General features: G+C 47.8%; 16 protein-coding genes and 2 pseudogenes. 12 read left to right on the forward strand and 6 right to left on the reverse strand.

Features of this window, described 5'->3' with window-relative positions:
* Positions 1–193: 193 nt before the first annotated feature.
* The gene (clpB, locus tag FAH66_RS04365; protein ID WP_137040813.1) at positions 194–2,767 is read right to left on the reverse strand and encodes an ATP-dependent chaperone ClpB; all 2,574 of its coding nucleotides are present in this window, start codon (positions 2,765–2,767) and stop codon (positions 194–196) included.
* 258 nt (positions 2,768–3,025) lie between these two features.
* Here clpB and trpS point away from each other — a divergent pair, with 258 nt between their 5' ends.
* The 3 genes from trpS to tpx all read left to right on the forward strand — a co-directional run bounded on the left by trpS (position 3,026) and on the right by tpx (position 5,195).
* A complete protein-coding gene (gene trpS, locus FAH66_RS04370; RefSeq protein WP_137040814.1) occupies positions 3,026–4,036 on the forward strand; it encodes a tryptophan--tRNA ligase in 1,011 nt (336 codons plus the stop codon).
* A gap of 81 nt (positions 4,037–4,117) precedes the next feature.
* Positions 4,118–4,657, forward strand: coding sequence for a hypothetical protein (locus FAH66_RS04375; RefSeq protein ID WP_137040815.1), 540 nt, complete (start codon positions 4,118–4,120; stop codon positions 4,655–4,657).
* 43 nt (positions 4,658–4,700) lie between these two features.
* On the forward strand, positions 4,701–5,195 hold the full coding sequence (tpx, locus tag FAH66_RS04380) for a thiol peroxidase (RefSeq protein ID WP_049328352.1): 495 nt from the start codon (positions 4,701–4,703) through the stop codon (positions 5,193–5,195).
* Between the two features lie 103 nt (positions 5,196–5,298).
* On the opposite strand, the gene ftsH is transcribed toward tpx, so the two are convergent.
* Positions 5,299–7,260 (reverse strand): ATP-dependent zinc metalloprotease FtsH, encoded by a 1,962-nt coding sequence (ftsH, locus tag FAH66_RS04385; RefSeq protein ID WP_137040816.1) that lies wholly within the window; start codon positions 7,258–7,260, stop codon positions 5,299–5,301.
* A 70-nt stretch (positions 7,261–7,330) separates the two neighbouring features.
* Entirely contained in the window at positions 7,331–7,951 is a 621-nt protein-coding gene (locus tag FAH66_RS04390) for an RlmE family RNA methyltransferase (protein ID WP_101755469.1), read from the reverse strand.
* A 111-nt stretch (positions 7,952–8,062) separates the two neighbouring features.
* Here FAH66_RS04390 and yhbY point away from each other — a divergent pair, with 111 nt between their 5' ends.
* From yhbY to FAH66_RS04420, 6 genes are all read left to right on the forward strand, one after another.
* Entirely contained in the window at positions 8,063–8,350 is a 288-nt protein-coding gene (gene yhbY, locus FAH66_RS04395; protein ID WP_137040817.1) for a ribosome assembly RNA-binding protein YhbY, read from the forward strand.
* A 224-nt stretch (positions 8,351–8,574) separates the two neighbouring features.
* Complete coding sequence (locus tag FAH66_RS04400) at positions 8,575–10,002, forward strand: tetratricopeptide repeat protein (protein ID WP_070631074.1); 1,428 nt, start codon at positions 8,575–8,577, stop codon at positions 10,000–10,002.
* A gap of 620 nt (positions 10,003–10,622) precedes the next feature.
* A complete protein-coding gene (gene aceE, locus FAH66_RS04405; RefSeq protein WP_049352289.1) occupies positions 10,623–13,286 on the forward strand; it encodes a pyruvate dehydrogenase (acetyl-transferring), homodimeric type in 2,664 nt (887 codons plus the stop codon).
* 144 nt (positions 13,287–13,430) lie between these two features.
* The gene (gene aceF / locus FAH66_RS04410; RefSeq protein WP_049352293.1) at positions 13,431–15,047 is read left to right on the forward strand and encodes a dihydrolipoyllysine-residue acetyltransferase; all 1,617 of its coding nucleotides are present in this window, start codon (positions 13,431–13,433) and stop codon (positions 15,045–15,047) included.
* 77 nt (positions 15,048–15,124) lie between these two features.
* Complete coding sequence (gene lpdA / locus FAH66_RS04415; protein ID WP_137040818.1) at positions 15,125–16,909, forward strand: dihydrolipoyl dehydrogenase; 1,785 nt, start codon at positions 15,125–15,127, stop codon at positions 16,907–16,909.
* Positions 16,910–16,998: 89 nt separating this feature from the next.
* Positions 16,999–17,337, forward strand: a complete 339-nt coding sequence (locus FAH66_RS04420; RefSeq protein ID WP_003683576.1) for a P-II family nitrogen regulator — start codon at positions 16,999–17,001, stop codon at positions 17,335–17,337.
* A gap of 254 nt (positions 17,338–17,591) precedes the next feature.
* Here the strand turns inward: FAH66_RS04420 and FAH66_RS04425 are convergent, their stop codons facing one another.
* Positions 17,592–17,819 carry a hypothetical protein gene (locus FAH66_RS04425; RefSeq protein ID WP_244285017.1) on the reverse strand — a complete coding sequence of 76 codons (228 nt, stop codon included), beginning with the start codon at positions 17,817–17,819 and terminating at the stop codon, positions 17,592–17,594.
* On the opposite strand from FAH66_RS04425, the gene FAH66_RS04430 reads away from it, so the two are divergent.
* Together FAH66_RS04430 and FAH66_RS11020 are read left to right on the forward strand one after the other, a co-directional pair.
* On the forward strand, positions 17,805–18,518 hold the full coding sequence (locus FAH66_RS04430; RefSeq protein WP_208648088.1) for an aldo/keto reductase: 714 nt from the start codon (positions 17,805–17,807) through the stop codon (positions 18,516–18,518). The genes FAH66_RS04425 and FAH66_RS04430 overlap by 15 nt on opposite strands.
* 208 nt (positions 18,519–18,726) lie before the next feature.
* Positions 18,727–19,709, forward strand: a pseudogene (locus FAH66_RS11020) (low temperature requirement protein A).
* Here the strand turns inward: FAH66_RS11020 and FAH66_RS04440 are convergent.
* Positions 19,680–20,003: a BCCT family transporter gene (locus FAH66_RS04440; protein ID WP_279638376.1), complete on the reverse strand. Its 324-nt coding sequence runs from the start codon at positions 20,001–20,003 to the stop codon at positions 19,680–19,682. The pseudogene FAH66_RS11020 and the gene FAH66_RS04440 overlap by 30 nt on opposite strands.
* Positions 20,004–20,061: 58 nt before the next feature.
* A pseudogene (locus FAH66_RS11135) lies at positions 20,062–20,181 on the reverse strand (hypothetical protein); the annotation flags it as partial.
* 200 nt (positions 20,182–20,381) lie between these two features.
* Here FAH66_RS11135 and mpl point away from each other — a divergent pair.
* Entirely contained in the window at positions 20,382–21,758 is a 1,377-nt protein-coding gene (gene mpl, locus FAH66_RS04445) for a UDP-N-acetylmuramate:L-alanyl-gamma-D-glutamyl-meso-diaminopimelate ligase (RefSeq protein ID WP_137040820.1), read from the forward strand.
* Positions 21,759–21,791: the final 33 nt, after the last annotated feature.

A 21,791-nucleotide genomic window follows, 5' to 3' on the forward strand; every position in this document is an offset into this window, starting at 1 on the left:
AACCTCGACAAACAGGTCGGATTATATCGCATTCTTTATCAACCGATGGCACAAGATTTTCGATTAATATTCTCTAAAATTCAATGAATAATCAAATTAGATAACAAATATATGATGTGAATCAATAACTAGGAAAGGCCGTCTGAATTCTTTCAGACGGCCTTTTACAACAACATACTACATTGTTTTAATTTTATGCAAACAAGAGCTTACCACCCTCTTCTTTAACATGGATTGTGCTATCAGGTGCATATTTGCCTTCAAGCAATGCTTTTGCCAACGGGTTTTCGATTTCTGACTGAATGGCGCGTTTGAGCGGACGGGCACCATACACAGGGTCGAAACCAGCTTTAGCAATCAGATCCAAGGCAGCATCATCGACTTTTAGATGCAGATGTTGTGCTTCCAAACGTTTTTCCAAACCTTTAAGCTGGATTTTCGCAATGCTGCGGATATTGGCTTGATCCAAACCGTGGAACACGACTACTTCATCAATACGGTTGATCATTTCAGGACGGAAATGTTCTTTCACATCCTCCATTACAACTTCTTTCACTGCTTCGTAGTCTTGAGTACCCATTTGTTGGATATGTTGGCTACCGATATTGGAAGTCATCACGATAACAGTATTTTTGAAGTCAACAGTTCGACCTTGTCCATCGGTCAAACGGCCGTCATCCAATACTTGCAGCAAGATGTTGAATACGTCCGGATGGGCTTTTTCCACTTCATCCAAAAGAATCACGCTGTATGGTTTGCGGCGGACTTGCTCAGTCAGGTAGCCGCCTTCTTCGTAGCCGACATAGCCGGGAGGCGCACCGATTAAGCGGGCAACAGCATGTTTTTCCATGTATTCAGACATATCGATACGAATCAGATGATCTTCGCTGTCAAACAGGAAGCCTGCCAATGCCTTACACAATTCGGTCTTACCCACACCGGTCGGGCCTAAGAACAAGAAGCTGCCATAAGGTTTATTCGGATCGGCCAAACCGGAACGGCTGCGGCGGATAGCGTCAGACACGGCACGCACGGCTTCGTCTTGACCGACCACGCGGCGATGCAATACTTCTTCCATCTTCAGCAGCTTGTCGCGTTCACCTTCCATCATTTTTGACACGGGGATGCCGGTCATGCGGGAAACGATTTCGGCTACTTCATCTGCGCCGACTTCGGTACGGAAAAGTTTGTTTTGTTTTTTGCCGTCGGAGTTGCTTTCCGCTGCCTGCAACTGTGCACCCAATTTCGGTAACTCGCCGTATTCGAGTTCGGACGCGCGGGCAAAATCGCCTTGGCGTTTGGCCTGCTCGATTTTGACTTTGATGTCGTCCATCTGTTTCTTGATGTCGGCAGTGCTGGATGATGCCGCTTTTTCGGCTTTCCAGATTTCATCCAAATCAGCGTATTCTTTTTGCAGTCCGTCGATTTCTTCGTCTATCAATTCCAGACGTTTTTTGCTGGCATCATCGGTTTCTTTGGCAACGTGCATTTTTTCCATTTTGAGCTGAATAATGCGACGGTCAAGTTTATCCATTTGCTCAGGTTTGCTGTCCAGCTCCATTTTGATACGGCTGGCTGCTTCGTCAATCAAATCAATCGCTTTATCAGGCAGAAAGCGGTCGGTAATATAACGGTCGCTCAATTCCGCTGCGGCAACGATAGCAGGGTCAGTAATATCGATGCCGTGGTGGATTTCATAACGCTCTTGCAAACCGCGCAGAATAGCAATGGTATCTTCCACACTTGGCTCGCCAACCAATACTTTTTGGAAACGGCGTTCGAGTGCCGCATCTTTTTCGATGTACTGACGGTATTCGTCCAAGGTGGTTGCGCCGATGCAGTGCAGTTCGCCGCGCGCCAAAGCCGGTTTCAACATATTACCCGCATCCATTGCGCCATCGGTTTTACCTGCACCAACCAAAGTATGGATTTCGTCGATGAAAATCAGAGTGTTGCCATCGTCTTTAGCCAAGTCGTTCAACACGCCTTTCAAGCGTTCTTCAAATTCGCCACGGTATTTCGCACCGGCAATCAAAGCTGCCAAGTCCAGAACCAAAAGGCGTTTGTTACGCAGGGATTCAGGTACTTCGCCGTTAACAATACGTTGCGCCAAGCCTTCAACAATAGCGGTTTTACCCACACCTGGCTCACCAATCAGCACAGGGTTGTTTTTGGTTCGGCGTTGCAATACCTGAATCGCACGACGAATTTCATCATCACGACCGATAACAGGATCGAGCTTGCCGTCTCGGGCGCGTTGAGTCAGATCAAGTGTGTACTTTTTCAAAGCATCGCGTTGGTCTTCAGCATTCGCATCATTCACGTTTTGTCCTCCTCGTACCGCATCAATCGCGGCATTGATATTTTGTTCGGTTGCACCAGCCTCTTTCAAAATTTTGCCGGTCGCATCATTCTGCTGAACCAAAGCCAGCAGGAAAAGTTCGCTGGCGATATAGGCATCGCCGCGTTTGGTTGCAGCCTTGTCCATCAAGTTCAATACAGCTTGCAGCTCACGGCTAGGCATAATATCGCCGCCTTGACCGGATACTTTTGGCAAGCTGCTCAAATGTTGCTGCAAACGTTGTTTTACTTGAGGCACATTCACGCCTGCATGAGCCAGTAACGCAGCAGCACCACTGTTTTGATCGTCAAGCAACGCTTTTAAGATAAAGCCGGCCTCAAGGTAGCTGCTGTCCGCAGCCAAAGCCAAACTTTGACCTTCTTGCAGAGCTTGCTGGAATTTAGCAGTCAATTTATCAAATCTCATTTTACGTTCCTCTTCAAATATATTCTGTTAGAGCCTATATAAGCGCAAATGTGGATAACTCAATAGCTATTTACTCCATTAATCAAAAATTTTTACTATATTATTGTTTTATAAAGTTTTATTTTTATAATTTTATGTGCATAACTTTTATTATCCAGTTACCCTTTACTCAAAAGGCCGTCTGAAAAATCAAGAATAATCAGGTATAATCGGCACCATATTTATTTTCAGACGGCCTTTGTGCCGAAGGATACTTTCATGAGCAAAAAACGAGTTTTAACAGGCGTTACCACAACAGGTATTCCACACTTGGGCAACTATGTCGGTGCCATCCGCCCGGCTATCCGCGCAGCGCAAGATTCCAATACCGAATCATTCCTCTTTTTGGCCGACTATCACGGTATCATCAAATGTCATGAGCCGGAAATGATTCATCAATCTACTCAAGCTGTTGCCGCCACATGGCTCGCCTGCGGACTCAATCCGGAACAGACTACTTTCTACCGTCAAAGCGACATTCCCGAAGTGATGGAGTTGAACTGGATTCTGACCTGTATCACCGCAAAAGGCCTGATGAACCGTGCCCATGCTTATAAAGCCGCAGTACAGGCAAATACTGAAAACGGTCAGGAAGATCCGGATCACGGCGTGGAAATGGGTCTATACAGCTACCCTATCCTCATGACTGCCGACATTCTTATGTTCAACGCCCATGAAGTTCCAGTCGGTCGCGACCAAATCCAACACGTTGAAATGGCACGCGATATTGCCGGCCGCTTCAATCACCGCTTCCAAGAACTCTTCACCCTGCCTGAAGTAAAAATCGACGAAAATGTCGAACTCTTGGTCGGCTTGGACGGACGCAAAATGTCCAAGTCCTACGGCAATACCATTCCGCTTTGGGAAAACGACAAGAAAACCCAAAAATCGGTTAACAAAATCATCACCAATATGAAAGAGCCCGGCGAACCGAAACAGCCTGATGAAAGTCCTCTGTTTGAAATCTACAAAGCCTTCTCCACGCCGTCTGAAACTGCCGAGTTCACGCAAATGCTGGCCAAAGGCCTTGCTTGGGGTGAGGCTAAGAAACTCTTGGGCGCAAAAATCAATGCCGAGCTCGCAGAACCCCGCGAGCGTTACAATGAATTGACAGCCAAACCCTCTCGAATTGAAGACATTTTGCAGGCCGGCGCACAAAAAGCGCGTAAAGAAGCACGCGAATTGTTGGATAAAGTACGCGACGCGGTAGGTATTCGTCCGTTGAAATAATAGCAAGGCCGTCTGAAAATTTCAGACGGCCATAATATCGTTTATTATTTGAAATATAATCGTTTTTCTAGGGTTTCTCATATGAAAAAAACCTTTCCCCTTATCTTGCTCAGCCTTTCATTGGCTGCCTGCGGCGGTAAATCTGAAGATAATGCAGCCAATGATGCTGCTTCAGGCAAAGCGCCAAAGCCTACCTTCAAAGTTAAATATATCGATGAACAAGCCATAGCCGGTTTGGATTTGGGTACAGCTCAAGAAGGCGAAACCAAAGAAGGTAAAAAACAACGCACCTATCCGATTAACGGCATAGAGGGTGGCGTCATCAATCTGATTGGCAAGCACCCTACCGACTTAGAAGTCATCAGCGGCCAATGCATGGAAAAAAATGAAAAAGGCGTTTCAGCCGGCTGGTCAGCCAACGGAGTCTGCCACACTACCTTTGCAAAAATGGTGGATAATATTGCCCAAGACGGCAGCAAACTGACCGACTATCTGATTTCACACGCTGCTTTGCAACCTTATACCGAAGGTAAAAGCGGTTATGCCGCCGTACAAAACGGCCGCTATATTTTAGAAATTGACAGCGAAGGCATGTTCTATTTCCGCCGCCGTCATTACTAAACTCCTGACCATCCTATTTTCCCCCTGACACAAGGACTGAATCATGGCCCAAGTTACTTTCCAAGGCTCACCTATTTCTACAAACGGCAATTTGCCCGCTATCGGCCAAGTTGCACCTGATTTCACATTGGTAGCAGCAGACCTATCTGAGAAATCATTGGCTGACTTTGCAGGCAAACGCAAAGTGCTGAATATTTTCCCTAGTATTGACACCGGCGTATGCGCCCAGTCCGTCCGCACTTTCAACAAACATGCCTCGTCTTTGGACAATACCGTCGTTTTGTGCATTTCTGCCGATTTACCGTTTGCACAAGCCCGTTTCTGCGGCGCAGAAGGTTTGGAAAATGTAGTGACACTTTCTACATTCCGCAGCAGCTTTTCTAACGATTACGGTGTTACACTGACAGAAAGCCCATTACGCGGCCTGACTGCCCGCGCAGTGGTGGTTTTGAACGAGCAAAACCAAGTTCTCCACGCTGAGTTGGTTTCTGAAATTGCGAACGAGCCTGACTACGAAGCTGCTTTGGCTGTTTTGTAATTGACTCAATAAAATCAGGCCGTCTGAAGCTTTTCAGACGGCCTTTTGCTTATCTTCAAAATAAGAACGGTAGCTTAAAAGCTACCGTTTTCTGTTTCAAGCCTTATACAGATTTATCTGTTTTGTCTGCTTCTACTGACTCAGTATTCTGAACCTCATTTTGCTCAACAGGTTCAACAGCTTCAGCAACAGGCGCTTCAGGCTCTTCTACTTTGTCATCGCGGACATTGTGGCTGTAATCTTTAGGCGGACTAGGCTGTTTACCGGCCATAATTTCCAAAACTTGGTCTCGATCGATGGTTTCCCAATCCATCAGTGCCTTGCACATGGTTTCCATCTTATCGCGATTTTCATCCAAGATTTTGTAAGCCACTTGGTATTGCTCATCCAAAATACGGCGGATTTCCGCATCGATATCTTGTTGGGTTTTCTCGGAAATGTTTTGAGAACGGGTTACGCTGCGACCCAAGAATACCTCACCTTCGTTCTCAGCATAAACCATCACCCCCATTTTGTCGCTCATACCATAACGCGTTACCATCTCGCGTGCCATTTGAGTTGCACGCTCAAAGTCGTTAGATGCGCCGGTAGAAATACGGCCGACAAAAATATCTTCAGCAATACGGCCACCAAACAAGATTGAGAGCTGGCTCAGCATTTGGTCTTTGTACATACTGATGCGGTCACGTTCAGGCAGCTGCCAAGTCAAACCCAATGCACGACCACGAGGCATAATTGTTACTTTGTGAACCGGATCGGTAAACGGCAGGCTTTCCGCTACGATTGCATGACCGGCCTCATGATAGGCTGTCGCACATTTTTCATCTTCGTGCATTACCATGCTGCGACGTTCCGGACCCATGTAGATTTTGTCTTTCGCATCTTCAAAATCGCTTTGATCGACTTTAACTTTATTGCGACGGCCGGCAAACAAAGCTGCTTCATTGACCAAGTTTGCCAAATCCGCACCTGAAAAACCAGGTGTGCCGCGTGCTAAAGAAGTCAAATCTACGGATGCATCCAAAGGTACTTTTTTAGCGTGTACTTTCAAGATTTGCTCACGGCCACGGATATCGGGCAATGGAACAACGACTTGACGGTCAAAACGGCCCGGACGCTGCAACGCAGGGTCAAGTACATCAGGACGGTTGGTTGCTGCGATCACAATAACGGTTTGGTTGCTTTCAAAACCATCCATTTCAACCAACAATTGGTTCAATGTTTGCTCACGCTCATCATTGCCACCGCCCAAACCGGCACCACGCTGACGGCCGACAGCATCAATTTCATCAATAAAGATGATACATGGCGCATTTTTCTTAGCCTGCTCGAACATATCGCGGACACGGCTCGCACCGACACCGACAAACATTTCTACGAAGTCAGAACCTGAAATACTGAAGAATGGCACACCGGCCTCACCAGCAATCGCTTTGGCCAGCAATGTTTTACCCGTACCAGGGCTACCGGCCAACAAAATACCGCGAGGTACTCGACCGCCCAGACTTTGATAACGATTAGGCGATTTCAGGTAATCTACGATTTCTTGTACTTCTTCTTTTGCCTCATCACAACCTGCAACATCGGCAAAAGTAACTTTATTGGAATCTTTGTCCAACAAACGTGCACGGCTTTTACCAAAAGAGAATGCACTGCCTTTACCGCCACCGCCGCTTTGCATGCGCATGAAGTAGAACCATGCACCGATCAACAACAAAACAGGCAGCAGGCTGTAAAACAGACTGGCCAGCATGCTTGGTTTTTCTTCCGGAGTCACTTTGACGCGTACTTTGTTGTCCAACAGTGTTTTAACCAAGTTGTCATCCAAAGGCGCATTGGTATAGAAGGCAGTTTTATCGGTGCGCTCACCTTTAATCAGATAGCCGCTGACAACAGATCCTTCAATATTGACATTGGATACTTCGCCACTATTAACTTGCTGAATAAATTGAGAATATTCGATTTGCTGTTTATCTTCCTGCTTATCGCTGAGCGCATTGAATGCTGCTAAAAGCATAGCACCACCCACTACCCAGACTAATATGTTTTTAATGGTATTCCCCACTGAACAGGCTCCATGGTTACAAAATAAATAAAATCAAGGGAAAGAATTTTAAAGCACCCACCCTACATTGTCAGCGTTTATTTTTACCTAATAGGTAAATCTCACTGGAACGATTGCGGGAAGCATCCGGCTTTCGAGTTTGTACACTGGCAAAAAATTCGCGCATAGCCGCCGTATACTCCTGATAACCCGCACCTTGAAACACCTTCACTAAAAAACTGCCTCCGGTTTTCAAATGTTGGGAGGCAAAATCTAAAGCCAGTTCACACAAATAAAAACTGCGTGCCTGGTCGGTTACGGCATTGCCTGACATATTGGGTGCCATATCACAGATTACAAGGTCTAACGGACGATTATCCAATAAGGCTTCAAACTGCTCCAAAACAGCATCTTCCCTAAAGTCACCCTGAATAAATGACACGCCTTCAATAGCATCCATCGGCAAAATATCCAAAGCAAACACTGCCCCTGTTTTACCGACCAGCTTGGCTGCAACCTGTGACCAACTTCCCGGTGCGCTGCCCAAATCCGCCAAAACCGTACCTGGCTTGATTAATTTGTCTTTTTGATTAATTTCCAATAATTTATAAGCCGCTCTGGCACGATATCCGTCCTTTTGTGCCATATGGACATAATGATCGTTGACATGCTCATGCAGCCATGCTTTTGAAGATTTTGAGCGTACAGCCATCTTGATTTGAAATGCTTAAGTTAAAATCAGCATTGTACGTTATTTCCCCCGTAAATGTTCTAAATCGCGTACAATATAGCCATTATTCTTTTTAATTGGATACTTATTAATATGAGCGACAACAAATTAAGCACCAAAGAAATTTTGGCCTTGAAAGCCCAAGCACACCACCTCCACCCTGTTGTTATGGTTGGCCAACAAGGCTTGACCGACTCGGTCATCAAAGAAACCGATGCCGCATTGACAGCACACGAATTGATTAAAGTCCGTGTTTCTGGCGATGATCGTGCTGAACGTATTGAAATTTGTGATGCCCTGTGTGAAACACTGGGTGCCCAACTGGTGCAACATATTGGTAAATTACTTGTTTTGTGGCGTAAAAAACCGGACGATGAATAATTTAAACTGAATAAACAGCAGAAGTATTTTCTCAACCCACTTTATCACACCCTTCTGTTGTATTTATGCAGCATAAAACAAATTATTCCATTATTCTAAGTATAAAAATACAAATCCGGTTGTCTGTTTTTGTAAATAACCTCAAAATTACAAAATCATAACGGCCGCACCTTGTCGGCCGATAATTTTATTCTTAATCCTTCACAAAATATAAAAGCAAACCGATGAATGCTCAACAATATGAAGAATCTTTTCTGCTAGCAGAAAAATTAATCACTCAAAACCCACCTGACTTTGCACGAGCCATTCCATTGCTCTGCGAAGCAGCAGAAGCCGGGCATATTGAGGCTGCATTTCAGCTGGCAGGATGCCTGATCGAACACCATGAAAATGAGCAAGATTTAGTAATTGCAGTTGAATATTTAAAACAAGCTGCAAGAGCTGGTCATCCATATGCCCGCTATAATCTTCTCCAGTTACAAGAAAATAATGGAATAGAAGTAGAAAAGCTCATTGCAACCTATCAAGAGCTTGCCGAAGAAGGATTGGCTCCTGCCCAACTGCGCCTGATGCGTTTATACGCAGACAATGGCAATGACCAAGAAGCAGTCAAATGGGCATTAAAAGCTGCCGAACAACAAAATCCTCAGGCACAATACTTCTTAGCCCAACATTACCAATACTCCAGCTCTCCTGATTTGGAATATTCCCATAAACTTTATCAGCAATCCGCTGCACAGGGATTTATTGCGGCACACTGGCAACTCGGCCTTCAATACAAATTGGGGCAAGGTGTTACACAAAATCCTGAAAAAGCCATCGAACATTTGCGTATTGCCGCCGATTACGACATTGTTCCGGCGCAAACTTCTCTTGGAGAACTCTTAGCCGCATCAAATCCTGCTGAAGCATTGAAATGGTTCGAAAAAGCTGCCGAACAAGGTGACAGTAATGCGCATGTAGCACTTGCCGAAATATATCTATTGGGTAAAAACACCGAACGAGACCCTCAAAAGGCCTATCAGCACGCTAAATTTGCTGCGGATCAAAATGATCCGGAAGGATTGCGCCTTTTAGGTGATATCTATCGCTACGGATTGGGACAAGCAGTTGATGCAGACACCGCACGTCAATATTATCAACGCTCGGCTGATTTAGGTAATCTTGTCGCTTACCAAAAACTTCTGTCTGACAGCGCATTGAATAACCAGCAAAACTATGAGCTGACGAAAGAAATCGCCCTCCAACGTCAGGAGGCTGAACGTCTATACAAGCTGGCATTTGCAGCGCACTATGGCTTAAAACGCCAACAGAATTACGCTGAAGCACTGGATCTATACCACCAATCCGCAGAACGTGGGCACAGCAAATCCCAAACCAATCTTGGCATGATGTATTACAGTGGACAAGGTGTACCTGTCGACTATGCCCAAGCTGCAAAATGGTTTGAAGCAGCAGCCAAACAAAGAGACACGATGGCTCAATATAATCTTGCCTGTCTGTATTATCACGGTATGGGCGTAGAAAAAGACATCAATAATGCTTGTTTCTGGCTGCAAGAAGCTATCCAACATGGACATGAACAGCAAGACGTTCTCAAAGAGCTTTTGGCTCAATGGAAGCAATTCGCTCAAAAAGGCTCTGCCGATTAAAGGCCGTCTGAAATTCTAACTTCCTACATAAATGGCATGTCAGAGCTAAACTAAACAGCCTGTACATGTCATTTTTTTCATTTACCCTTCCTCAATAATCGTTATCTTCAAATCCCATTCCCTCTTAATCTCTTTAAAGTCTTCAGACGGCCTACTCTCTTTGTAAAGAATCAGATAATCTAAATTTTCCCTTTCAAACCCTAAACCCAATCCAAACTTTCAATTTACAACAAAATTTTAAAAATGTTTTTCGTATTCGAATCTATTTACTCAAACACCTGATACTTTTTACTGTATCCACTCAATATCTCGATTTAAAACAAACTCTATAACTCTTTTAAAAAATCCTAATTCCAACCTCTACATCCTATCAATATCTACAGCATGATTTGCCAGTTTGCCCAATTACTGATAGCATTTGCAGGTTAGCCGGTTCGCAAAAAGTTCAATTCTTTCTGATTTTTCATCAATGGTTATAACGTATTGAAAATATTTCAGTAATTAAAACTTTTTCGAATTTGACTCTAGGAATTTTCGTTTTTAACTCACATTTGTTCGCAAACGAAAATATCGGAGTAATACTCCGTCATTGAAAAACACTCAACACAAGGATAGATATTATGTCCACCCAATTACACGATGTTGACCCAATTGAAACCAAAGAATGGTTAGACGCGTTAAGCTCTGTTTTAGAATATGAAGGCAGCGAGCGCGCCCAATACCTGCTGGAAAGTTTGGTCAAATACAGCCGTGACAAAGGCATCCGTATGCCTCACGGCACCACTACTCCATACTTGAACACCGTTTCCGTTGAAGACGAAAAAGGCATCCCTGGCGACCAAAACATCGAACACCGCATCCGTGCATTCGTCCGTTGGAACGCTGCCGCTATCGTTTTACGCGCGGGTAAAAAAGATTTGGAATTGGGTGGACACATTGCATCTTTCCAATCAGCCGCCACTATGTACGAAGTCGGCTTCAACCATTTCTGGAAAGCTAAAGGCGAAGGCGAAGAAGGCGATTTGGTATTCTTCCAAGGCCACGTTGCTCCTGGTATCTACGCACGCGCGTTCGTTGAAGGCCGTCTGACTGAAGACCAACTGAATAACTTCCGTCAAGAAGTTGACGGCAAAGGTCTGCCTTCTTACCCTCACCCTCACCTGTTGCCTGACTTCTGGCAATTCCCAACCGTATCTATGGGTCTTGGCCCATTGATGGCAATTTACCAAGCACGCTTCCTGAAATACTTGGAATCTCGCGGTCTGGCTAAAACCAAAGGCCGTAAAGTATGGGTATTCTGTGGCGACGGCGAAATGGACGAACCTGAAAGCCAAGGTGCTATTGCTCTGGCTTCACGCGAAGGCTTGGACAACTTGGTATTCGTTATCAACTGTAACCTGCAACGTTTGGACGGCCCAGTACGCGGTAACGGCAAAATCATTCAAGAGCTGGAAGGCAACTTTGCCGGCGCCGGCTGGAATGTTGTGAAAGTCATCTGGGGTCGTCGTTGGGACCGCCTCTTGGCAAAAGACAAAGACGGCATTCTGCGCAAACGTATGGAAGAGTGCTTGGACGGTGACTATCAAACTTACAAATCCAAAGACGGTGCATACGTTCGCGAACACTTCTTCAATACACCTGAACTGAAAGCATTGGTCGCCGATATGACTGATGACGAAATTTGGGCATTGAACCGCGGTGGTCATGACCCTCAAAAAGTCTACAACGCTTACGACCGCGCTGCGAACCACGCCAACGGCAAACCTACTGTAATCTTGGCAAAAACCATTAAAGGCTACGGTATGGGTGCATCCGGCGAAGGTCAAAACGTTGCCCACCAAGCCAAAAAAATGGACAAAGCGTCTCTGAAACAATTCCGTGACCGCTTTGATATTCCTGTAACTGACGAGCAAATTGACAGTGGCGACCTGCCTTACCTGACTTTTGCTCCTGACAGCGAAGAATACAAATACCTGCACGCACGCCGTGAATCTTTGGGTGGCTACCTGCCTCAACGCAACCCTACCCAAGACGTTCTGGAAGTGCCTGAACTGTCAGCATTTGATGCCCAACTGAAATCCAGCGGTGACCGTGAATTCTCAACCACTATGGCTTTCGTACGCATCCTGTCTACTCTGCTGAAAGATAAAAAAATCGGCAAACGCGTTGTACCTATCGTTCCTGACGAAAGCCGTACTTTCGGTATGGAAGGTATGTTCCGCCAATATGGTATTTGGAACCCTAAAGGTCAACAATACACCCCTCAAGATAAAGACCAACTGATGTTCTACAAAGAATCTGTTGACGGTCAAATCTTGCAAGAAGGTATTAACGAGCCAGGCGCAATGGCTGACTGGATCGCGGCTGCAACCAGCTACGCCAACAACAACTTTGCGATGATTCCTTTCTACATCTACTACTCTATGTTCGGTTTCCAACGCGTTGGCGACTTGGCATGGGCAGCAGGCGATATGCATGCACGTGGCTTCCTGCTGGGTGGTACAGCCGGCCGTACAACACTGAACGGTGAAGGTTTGCAACATGAAGACGGTCACAGCCACATTCAAGCAGACTTGATCCCAAACTGTGTAACTTACGATCCGACATTCCAATATGAAGTAGCCGTTATCGTACACGATGGCTTGCGCCGCATGTATGTTAACCACGAAGACGTGTTCTACTACATCACCCTGATGAATGAAAACTACACTCATCCGGACATGCCTGAAGGCGTAGAACAAGACATCCTGAAAGGTATGTACTTGCTGAAAGCCGGTGGCAAAGGCGACAAGAAAGTCCAATTGATGGGTTCCGGTACCATCCTGCAAGAAGTCATCGCCGGTGCCGAATTGTTGAAAGCCGACTTCGGTGTAGAAGCAGATATTTGGTCTTGCCCGTCCTTCAACCTGTTGCACCGCGATGCCATCGAAGCAGAACGTTTCAACCGCCTGCATCCGCTGGAAGCTGAAAAAGTGCCTTTCGTTACCTCACAACTGCAAGGTCATGACGGTCCGGTTATCGCCGCTACCGACTATGTCCGCAGCTATGCCGACCGTATCCGCGCGTACATCCCGAACGACTACCATGTCTTGGGTACCGATGGTTTCGGCCGTTCCGACAGCCGTGCCAACCTGCGCCGCTTCTTCGAAGTGGATCGCTACAACGTTGCCGTGGCAGCATTGAGCGCATTGGCAGAGCAAGGCAAAGTCAGCAAAGAAACCGTTCAGCAAGCCATTGAAAAATACGGCATTAATGCCGATGTGGCTCCAAGCTGGAAACGCTAATTGATGTTTCAGACGGCCTGTTTGCTTTATTCAGACATCAGGCCGTCTGGAAACCGAATGCTTGAATGGCTTGAACAAACTGTACCGATGCCGTAAGAAACAGTTTTCAGACGGCATCAAACTGAAAATGTTAAAGGAACTCAAATGAGTATCGTAGAAATCAAAGTCCCTGATATCGGCGGTCATGAAAACGTCGACATCATCGCCGTAGAAGTCAAAGCGGGCGACACCATCGCCGTTGACGACACCTTGATTACGTTGGAAACCGACAAAGCCACTATGGATGTACCTGCTGATGCAGCCGGCGTCGTGAAAGAAGTTAAAGTGAAAGTTGGCGATAAAATCTCTGAAGGCGGAGTTATTCTGACCGTTGAAACCGGTGCTGCCGCTGCTGATGCCGCTCCGACTCCTGCAGCAGAAGCTCCTGCTGCTCCAGCTGCTGCGCCTGCAGCTGCTCCTGCCGGTGGCGCTACCGTACAAGTTGTTGTACCTGATATCGGCGGCCACTCTGACGTAGACGTTATTGCCGTTGAAGTTAAAGTCGGCGACACTGTTGCCGTTGACGACACCCTGATTACTCTGGAAACCGACAAAGCCACCATGGACGTACCATGTACCGAAGCCGGTGTGGTTAAAGCCGTATTCCTGAAAGTTGGCGACAAAGTATCCGAAGGCTCCGCCATTATTGAAGTAGAAACTGCCGGCTCTGCCGCAGCAGCCCCTGCTCCTGCCACTCAAGCCGCTGCGCCTGCACCAGCTGCCGCTCCTGCTCCTACTGCACCAGCAGCTGCGCCTGCACCTGCTGCACCTGCTGCTCCTGCTGCTGCCAAAATCGATGAAGCTGCATTTGCAAAAGCGCATGCAGGTCCTTCCGCACGCAAACTGGCGCGCGAATTGGGCGTAAATTTGGGCCAAGTCAAAGGTACCGGTCTGAAAGGCCGTATCATGGGCGAAGACGTTAAAGCCTTTGTTAAATCCGTTATGCAAAGCGGTGCAGGCAAACCTGCCGCTGCTTCTTTGGGCGGTGGTCTGGACTTGTTGCCATGGCCTAAAGTTGACTTCTCTAAATTCGGCAGCGTCGAAGTTAAAGAATTGTCTCGCATTAAGAAAATCTCCGGTCAAAACCTGTCTCGTAACTGGGTTGTGATTCCTCACGTTACCGTACACGAAGAAGCGGACATGACCGAATTGGAAGAATTCCGCAAACAACTGAACAAAGAATGGGAACGCGAAGGCGTGAAACTGTCCCCATTGGCGTTCATCATCAAAGCCTCTGTTGCTGCGCTGAAAGCCTTCCCTGAATTCAACGCCTCTCTGGATGGCGACAACTTGGTGCTGAAAAACTACTTCAATATCGGTTTCGCAGCAGACACGCCAAACGGCTTGGTTGTTCCAGTCATCAAAGACGTGGATCAAAAAGGCTTGAAACAAATCAGCCAAGAGCTGACCGAATTGTCTAAAAAAGCCCGCGAAGGCAAGCTCAAACCACAAGAAATGCAAGGCGCATGCTTTACCATTTCCAGCTTGGGCGGTATCGGCGGCACAGGCTTCACACCAATTGTGAATGCTCCTGAAGTTGCTATCTTGGGCGTGTGCAAATCCCAAATCAAACCGGTTTGGAACGGCAAAGAATTTGCTCCACGCCTGATGTGCCCGTTGAGCCTGTCCTTTGACCACCGTGTCATCGACGGTGCCGCCGGTATGCGCTTCACCGTATTCCTGGCTAACCTGTTGAAAGACTTCCGCCGCATTACTCTGTAATCCGAGCATTTTCAGACGGCCTGAATAGAAAGGCCGTCTGAAAAAAGAAGTCCGAACATCATTCAGAAAGATTAGACATGAGCTTAGTTGAATTGAAAGTGCCCGACATTGGCGGTCACGAAAATGTAGATATTATTGCGGTCGAAGTAAATGTGGGCGATACCATTGCTGTGGACGATACCCTGATTACTTTGGAAACCGATAAAGCGACTATGGACGTACCTGCCGAAGTTGCAGGCGTAGTCAAAGAGGTTAAAGTTAAAGTCGGCGACAAAATCTCCGAAGGCGGTTTGATTGTTGTCGTTGAAGCCGAAGGTGCAGCTGCTGCTCCTCAAGCCGAAGCGCCTGCCGCCCCTGCACAAGAAGCACCTAAAGCAGCCGCTCCTACTCCTCAAGCTGCTCAATTCGGCGGTTCTGCCGATGCCGAATACGACGTAGTTGTATTGGGCGGCGGCCCTGGCGGTTATTCTGCTGCATTTGCCGCTGCTGACGAAGGCTTGAAAGTTGCCATCGTTGAACGTTACAAAACTTTGGGCGGCGTTTGCTTGAACGTCGGCTGTATCCCTTCCAAAGCACTGTTGCACAATGCTGCCGTTATCGATGAAGTACGCCACTTGGCTGCCAACGGTATCAAATACCCTGAGCCTGAACTCGATATCGACATGCTGCGCGCCTACAAAGACGGTGTGGTTTCACGTCTGACCGGCGGTTTGGCAGGCATGGCTAAAGGTCGCAAAGTGGATGTTATCCAAGGCGACGGTCAATTCTTAGATCCGCACCACTTGGAAGTTTCTCTGACGACCAGCGAAGTGTACGAACAAGCGACTCCTACCGGTGAGAAAAAAATCGTTGCCTTTAAAAACTGTATCATTGCAGCAGGCAGCCGCGTAACCAAATTGCCTTTCATCCCTGAAGATCCTCGAATTTTCGACTCCAGCGGCGCTTTGGCACTGAAAGAAGTACCGGGCAAACTGTTGATCATCGGTGGCGGTATTATTGGTCTCGAAATGGGTACGGTTTACAGCACGCTGGGTTCTCGCCTGGATGTTGTTGAAATGATGGATGGCCTGATGCAAGGCGCAGACCGCGACTTGGTTAAAGTATGGCAAAAACAAAACGAATACCGTTTTGACAACATCATGATCAACACCAAAACTGTTGCTGTCGAGCCTAAAGAAGACGGCGTTTACGTTACCTTCGAAGGTGCAAATGCGCCTAAAGAACCACAACGTTACGATGCCGTACTGGTAGCTGCCGGTCGTGCGCCTAATGGCAAACTCATCAGTGCCGAAAAAGCCGGTGTTGCCGTTACCGATCGCGGCTTCATCGAAGTGGACAAACAAATGCGCACCAATGTGCCACACATCTACGCTATCGGCGATATCGTTGGTCAACCGATGTTGGCACACAAAGCCGTTCACGAAGGTCACGTTGCCGCTGAAAACTGTGCCGGCCACAAAGCCTACTTCGACGCGCGCGTTATTCCGGGCGTTGCTTACACTTCTCCTGAAGTGGCATGGGTTGGCGAAACCGAGTTGTCTGCCAAAGCCTCCGGCCGCAAAATCACCAAAGCCAACTTCCCATGGGCTGCTTCCGGCCGTGCGATTGCCAACGGTTGCGACAATGGTTTCACTAAGCTGATTTTTGATGCTGAAACCGGCCGCATCATCGGTGGCGGTATCGTTGGTCCTAACGGCGGCGATATGATCGGCGAAATCTGCTTGGCCATCGAAATGGGCTGTGATGCAGCCGATATCGGTAAAACCATCCACCCACACCCAACCCTGGGCGAATCCATCGGTATGGCTGCGGAAGTGGCATTGGGCGTATGTACCGACCTGCCTGCTCAGAAAAAGAAATAAGTTCACTCAAATAAAATTTGAACAAACTTGATGGAACAAAGGCCGTCTGAATGTTTCAGACGGCCTTTTCGCAAATAAGGAGACTCAATATGAAAAAAATCGAAGCTATTATCAAACCTTTCAAACTCGACGATGTACGCGAAATCCTGACTGAAATCGGTATTACCGGCATGACTGTCAGCGAAGTCAAAGGTTTCGGCCGCCAAAAAGGCCATACGGAAATTTATCGTGGCGCGGAATACGCAGTCGATTTTCTGCCTAAAGTAAAAATTGAATTGGTATTGGCTGACGACAAAGTCGATCAGGCTGTGGACGCCATTTTAGAAACCGCGCATTCCGGCAAAATCGGTGATGGTAAAATCTTTATTTATCCGGTTGAAGAAGCGATCCGTATTCGTACCGGAGAACGCTCAGAAGCAGCACTTTAATAGAAATCGTAAAATACAGAAGACAAATGCCGTCTGAAAATAAGTCGTAGCGTGGTTTACTCAGAACTTATTTTTCAGACGGCATTATTTTCACAATTACAGCCACAACTTTTCTAAGACATCAAACCATCACTGCCAGCCTGAATAAACATAGAAACCATAGATAATAAAATGCCGCTTATCAAACAAGCAGCATTTTATGTATCCGTTTTCTATGATTGACTTAGGTTCAATCTACCAAAAATCTCACATTATCAAGCATTAAGAAATTCGAGCAGATTTTTTCCGCCTACTTTCAGAGCATTGACGAATATGTTGACTTTCTCTTGTTGCTCTTGAGTATGGCTTACCGTATACAACCAGCCTTCCGGCGTGATTGTGTAGTTGATGCCCAAGCCGCCTACTGAAGTCGGTGCAAAAGCAAAATTTACTACCATACTGTTGTCGCCTACGGTTGGATCGGCATTGTGGGGCAAACTCATTCCGCCAGCAGCGTGGAGAATGTGCTGGACAGCCGCCCCGAATCCATCCGCAAGCAAGTGGACGAATCCTTACGCAATCTGCAAACCGACTACATCGACCTGTATTACCAGCATCGCATTGACCCGAATGTACCCGCCGAGGCGGTAGCGGAAGTAATGGGCGAATTGATTAAGGCAGGCAAAATCCATCATTGGGGCGTGTCCAACACGCCGATTGAGTATATGGCCGCCGCCCACGCCGTTACGCCCATTACCGCCACGGAGAACCAATATTCCATGGTGTTCCGCGCCCCCGAAAAAGCATTGTTTGCTTTTTGCGAAGCCAACCATATCGGCTTTGTGGCATACAGCCCGCTGGGGAACAGCTTTTTAAGCGGCCGTTTTAACGCGCAGACCCAATACGCCAAAGGCGATTTCCGCCGCACGATGAAGCGTTTTTCGGCGGATGTGATGACGAAAAACCAGTCTGTGTTGGACTTGCTGCACGAGCTCGCCGCCGCCAAATCCGCCACCGCCGCGCACATCGTGTTGGCGTGGGAACTGGCGCAAAAGCCCTTTATCGTACCGATTCCGGGCACCACCAAAAAACACCGCTTGGCGGAAAACCTCGGCGCACTGCGAATCCGCCTGACTGCGGACGAATTGCACGCCATTAACCAAAAACTGGGCAAAATGGACATTGACGAGAGCTATTTTTAAGCCGCCCAGTCAATGGTACTTGTCGGTAAAAACTGTTATTCTTCACTAAGTTATTCATCACAACCGGAGGGCTTATGCCTGTTGGAGAGAAAAAAGTCGGGCTGCCCGAGCTGTTTTATGATTTGGTGTTTGTATATCTTTGTCCCGCACCACCGAGCTGGTGCACCACGCCGACGAAGCCGATTACGTCACGTTTCTGATTTCGCTGGTGATTCTGTTTACCATTTGGTTATACCAGAGCATTTACATCAACCGCTTCGGCGACAACTCTTGGCGGGATCGGCTGTTTTTGTTTGCCGATATGTTTTTGCTGCTGTTTTGTCCAATGCGGTGGGCAGCGACTGGCTGGCAAATTTTGTGCCGTTTAATCTTGCGCTGGGGCTACTGGTCGGCAGTGTCTGCCTGCAATATCTGTTGCAGCTTGCCCGCCACGCTTCCCCCGAACAACGCCGCAGAATCAAGCTGGTGGCGGGATTGCGCGGATTGACGGCGGCGACGGTGCTCGGTTCGCTGTTGTTTCCCGCCCATATCGGACAGTGGGTTGCGCTGGGCGGTTTCGGTTTGGGTTGGATTTTGCCCACCTTTGTCAGCCACAAGCAACCTGCGGTGAATTTTCCGCATCTACTCGAACGCCTAAACGGGCTGGTGATTATTTTTTTCGGCGAAACTGTGATCGACATCGCCCCTTATTTCCACGTGGCGAAGTTTGAAATCGGCGTACTGCCCGTGATTGTGATTCTGTTTGCGATGTTTACGGTTTATGTGATGCAGTTTTCCTATTTTATCGACGAACACAAAGCGCAAAACTCGGGCGCATTGCCCTCGTACAGCCATTATGCCGTACTGATCGGCATCGCTTTGGTAACGGTGGCACTGGCTTGGCTGCACCAAAACAGCACCGCTACCGCTGAGTCCGTCCGAATGCTGTGGCTCGGTTTGGGCGTGTTTTATCTCGGGGTTGCCGCCAACACGCCGTACAACAAGCCCGAATACCGCCGACCGCAACGGCTTTGGATTTTTCAGACGACCTTATTCGTTATCGGCGCAGGGCTGGCCGCCGTTTTACCGCCGCAGCCCCTTGTTATCTTAACCACAACGGCATTGATGACCGCTGCGATTGCCATGGCAACAGTGTATTTTGAACGTCGCACCCGACAACTTTCACAAACAAACCAGAACCCAGAAACCTAAGAACAGGATAACGGTCAACGGTTTGGTTGCAAAAGACAGAGGCAGCATATTGAGCAGGTAATAGAATGTGCCTTCGTAGTCGCCTTTATTGGCAATTTCTGCCAAGCATCCAGTACCTTCAACAGTATCAAACAGGCTGAAGCCGGAGAATACGGAGAACCAAATCACGAGGAAGCCGGCTAGTACCATAATGGATGCCAGCACGAATTCGCGCAAAGTACGGCGTTTGGAAATTTTCGCTAAGAACACGCCCACAAATGGTGCCCAAGTAATCCACCATACCCAGTAAGCCATTAGACCAATCGCGGTTGTGGAACAAGTACAGCTCGAAAGAATGGTGAACGGTTTGAGTAAGGATATTATCGATAGAGACAACCAAGTTGCTGAGGAAGTAGTGAGTCGGGTCAACCAAGAAAACAAACACCAGCATGAGCAAAGACAGAACTACAGTCATATCGCCCAGCCATTTCATACCTTTTTCAATCGGCAACACAGCACCCAAAGTATAAATATTTCAGTAGCAACTATAACCTAAAAATTCCCTATTAAGATTCAATCCTCCCTATCTCTTCCCCTATTCTTATTGCCGTTTTACTTTTCAGACGACCCCTTTATCCAAACTCCGTTATAATGACGGCTTTAAAATTAATTCATTCCCAAGACGGTCTTATCATGAAACACATCCACATTATCGGTATCGGCGGCACATTTATGGGCGGCGTAGCGGCTATTGCCAAAGAAGCAGGTTTTAAAGTCAGCGGTTGCGACGCGAAGATGTATCCGCCGATGAGCACCCAGCTTGAAGCCTTAGGTATAGGCGTACACGAAGGTTTTGATGCCGCTCAATTAGACGAATTTAAAGCCGATATTTACGTTATCGGCAATGTTGCCAAACGCGGCATGGATGTGGTTGAAGCGATTTTAAACCGCGGCCTACCTTATATTTCCGGCCCACAATGGCTTGCTGAAAACGTATTACACCAACACTGGGTACTCGGCGTAGCCGGAACACACGGCAAAACGACTACCGCCTCTATGCTGGCATGGGTCTTGGAATATGCCGGTCTCGCACCAGGCTTCCTGATTGGCGGCGTACCGGAAAACTTCAGCGTTTCCGCCCGTCTGCCGCAAACGCCGCGTCAAGACCCGAACAGCAAATCGCCGTTTTTCGTCATCGAAGCCGACGAATACGACACCGCCTTTTTCGATAAACGCTCCAAATTCGTACATTACCGCCCGCGTACCATCGTGTTGAACAATCTGGAATTCGACCACGCCGATATCTTCGCCGATTTGGGCGCGATACAGACCCAGTTCCACCACCTCGTGCGCACCGTGCCGTCCGAAGGCTTAATCGTCTGCAACGGACAGCAGCAAAGCCTGCAAGATACGCTCGACAAAGGCTGCTGGACGCCGGTGGAAAAATTCGGCACCGAACACGGCTGGCAGGTCGGCGAAGTCAATGCCGACGGCTCGTTTGACGTGTTGCTTGACGGCAAAAAAGCCGGACACGTCGCATGGGATTTGATGGGCGGACACAACCGCATGAACGCGCTTGCCGTCATCTCCGCCGCACGTCATGCCGGAGTCGACATTCAGACCGCCTGCGAAGCCTTGAGCGCGTTTAAAAACGTCAAACGCCGTATGGAAATCAAAGGCACGGTAAACGGTATCACCGTTTACGACGACTTCGCCCACCATCCGACCGCCATCGAAACCACCATCGAAGGCCTGCGCCAGCGCGTCGGAAATGCCCGCATCCTCGCCGTCCTCGAGCCGCGTTCCAACACCATGAAACTTGGCACCATGAAAGCCGCTCTGCCCGAATGCCTCAAAGGTGCCGACCAAGTGTTCTGCTACGCCGGCGGCGTGGACTGGAACGTCGCCGAAGCTCTCGCGCCTTTGGACGGCAAGCTGCACGTCGGTCAAGACTTCGATGCCTTTGTTGCCGAAATTGTGAAAAATGCCGAAGCAGGCGACCATATTTTGATCATGAGCAACGGCGGATTCGGCGGAATACACGGAAAGCTGTTGGAAGCGTTGAAATAAGAGTTTGTTGAAAGTTTTAAATGATTGGGGCCG

This window comes from Neisseria subflava (assembly GCF_005221305.1).
Lineage (GTDB): Bacteria > Pseudomonadota > Gammaproteobacteria > Burkholderiales > Neisseriaceae > Neisseria > Neisseria subflava.